1 protein-coding gene is annotated in these 2,938 nt (G+C 68.0%); it reads right to left on the reverse strand.

Annotated elements, in window-relative coordinates; translation table 11 throughout:
* Nucleotides 1–70: 70 nt before the first annotated feature.
* The coding region (gene rpoB, locus VGE38_RS00005) for a DNA-directed RNA polymerase subunit beta (protein WP_331140471.1) at nucleotides 71–2,938 on the reverse strand (2,868 nt) is incomplete at its 5' end.

The following is a 2,938-nucleotide window of genomic DNA, read 5'->3' on the forward strand; positions in this document are numbered from 1 at the left end:
GGCTCGGGCTACTCGACCAACGAGTTCGTTGGTCGAGTAGCCGAGCGCCAGCGAGGCGTATCGAGACCACTCAGACTTCCTCGACCGAGCTGGGCTCGCGACGGGACAGGTCGATGCCGAGCTCCTCGGCGGCGCGGAAGACGTCCTCCTCCGCGTCACGGAGCTCGATGCTCGAGCCGTCCTGGGAGAGCACCTCGACGTTCAGGCACAGCGACTGCATCTCCTTGACGAGCACCTTGAACGACTCCGGGATGCCGGAGTCGGGGATGTTCTCGCCCTTGACGATGGCCTCGTAGACCTTCACGCGACCCGGCACGTCGTCGGACTTGATCGTCAGCAGCTCCTGCAGGGCGTAAGCGGCGCCGTACGCCTCCATCGCCCAGACCTCCATCTCGCCGAACCGCTGGCCACCGAACTGGGCCTTACCGCCCAGCGGCTGCTGCGTGATCATCGAGTAGGGGCCGGTGCTGCGGGCGTGGATCTTGTCGTCCACCAGGTGGTGCAGCTTGAGGATGTACATGTAGCCGACCGCGACCGGGTCCGGGAACGGCTCGCCGGAGCGACCGTCGAACAGGCTCGCCTTGCCGTCCTCCTTGACGACGCGCACGCCGTCACGGTTCGGGATCGTCGCGCCGAGCAGACCGGTGATCTCGTCCTCGCGGGCACCGTCGAACACCGGGGTGGCGACCTTGGTGTTCGGAGCGGCGGACTCGACGCCGATCTTGCGCAGCCGCTCGGCCCACTCCTGGCCCTTGGTCTGCTGCGGGTCGAGGTCCCAGCCCTGCTTGGCCAGCCAGCCCAGGTGCAGCTCGAGGATCTGACCGATGTTCATCCGGCGCGGGACACCGAGCGGGTTGAGGATGACGTCGACCGGGGTGCCGTCCTCCATGAACGGCATGTCCTCGATCGGCAGGATCTTCGCGATGACGCCCTTGTTGCCGTGACGGCCGGCGAGCTTGTCACCCACGGAGATCTTGCGCTTCTGCGCGACGTAGACGCGGACCAGCTGGTTCACGCCCGGCGGCAGCTCGTCGCCGTCCTCGCGGTCGAAGACCCGGACGCCGATGACGGTGCCGGACTCGCCGTGCGGGACCTTCATCGAGGTGTCGCGGACCTCGCGCGCCTTCTCGCCGAAGATCGCGCGGAGCAGCCGCTCCTCCGGGGTCAGCTCGGTCTCGCCCTTGGGCGTGACCTTGCCGACGAGGATGTCACCGGTGGTGACCTCGGCGCCGATGCGGATGATGCCGCGCTCGTCGAGGTCGGCCAGCATCTCCTCGGAGACGTTCGGGATGTCCCGGGTGATCTCCTCCGGACCCAGCTTGGTGTCGCGGGCGTCGACCTCGTGCTCCTCGATGTGGATCGAGGTGAGGATGTCCTCCTGCACCAGGCGCTGGCTGAGGATGATGGCGTCCTCGTAGTTGTGGCCCTGCCACGGCATGAACGCCACCAGCAGGTTGGTGCCCAGCGCCATCTCGGCGTCGTCGGTGCACGGACCGTCCGCGATCGGGCTGCCGACCTCGACCCGGTCACCCTCGTCGACCAGCGGACGCTGGTTGATGCAGGTGCCCTGGTTGGAGCGGCGGAACTTCGCGAGGCGGTAGGTGGAGTACGTGCCGTCGTCGTTGAGGGTCTCGACGATGTCGGCCGAGACGTCCTTGACGACACCCGCCTTGGTGGCGGTGACGACGTCGCCGGCGTCGACGGCGGAGCGGTACTCCATGCCGGTGCCGACGAGCGGGCTGTCGCTCTTGATGAGCGGGACGGCCTGACGCTGCATGTTGGCGCCCATGAGCGCACGGTTGGCGTCGTCGTGCTCGAGGAACGGGATCAGCGCGGTCGCGACCGATACCATCTGGCGCGGCGAGACGTCCATGTAGTCGACCTCGTCGGCCGGGACCTCGCCGACCTCGCCGTCGCGCTGGCGGACCAGCACGCGCTCGTCGACGAAGCGGCCCTTGGCGTCGAGCGCCGCGTTGGCCTGGGCGATGACGAAGCGGTCCTCGTCGTCGGCGGTGAGGTAGTCGACCTTCTCGGTGACCCGGCCCTTCTCCACGCGCCGGTAGGGCGTCTCGACGAAGCCGAACGGGTTGATCCGACCGTAGGAGGCGAGCGAGCCGATCAGGCCGATGTTGGGGCCTTCCGGCGTCTCGATCGGGCACATGCGGCCGTAGTGCGACGGGTGGACGTCACGGACCTCCATGCCGGCACGGTCACGGGACAGACCACCCGGGCCGAGCGCGGAGAGGCGACGCTTGTGCGTCAGGCCCGCGATCGGGTTGGTCTGGTCCATGAACTGCGAGAGCTGCGAGGTGCCGAAGAACTCCTTCAGCGCCGCGACGACCGGTCGGATGTTGATCAGGGACTGCGGCGTGATGGCCTCGACGTCCTGGGTCGTCATCCGCTCCCGGACCACGCGCTCCATCCGGGCCAGGCCGGTGCGCAGCTGGTTCTGGATCAGCTCGCCCACCGTCCGCATGCGGCGGTTGCCGAAGTGGTCGATGTCGTCGGCCGAGATCTCGTGGACGCCGGCCGGCGCCTCGAGCTCGGTCTGGCCGTCGTGCAGCGCGACGATGTACTTGATCGCGGCCACGATGTCGCCGACGGTCAGCGTCTGCTGGTCGAAGGCCTCGACCAGGCCGAGCTTCTTGTTCACCTTGTAGCGGCCGACCTTCGCGAGGTCGTAGCGCTTGGGGTTGAAGTAGTAGTTGTTCAGCAGCGTCTGCGCGGCCTCACGCGTCGGCGGCTCGCCCGGGCGCAGCTTGCGGTAGATGTCGAGCAGCGCGTCGTCCTGACCCGCGGTGTGGTCCTTCTCCAGGGTCAGCATCATCGACTCGTACTCGCCGAACTCCTCGCGGATCTGCTCGTTGGTCCAGCCGAGGGCCTTGAGCAGCACGGTGACGTTCTGCTTGCGCTTGCGGTCGAGGCGGACGCCGACCAT

This window comes from Nocardioides sp., assembly GCF_036405735.1.
GTDB lineage: Bacteria > Actinomycetota > Actinomycetes > Propionibacteriales > Nocardioidaceae > Nocardioides.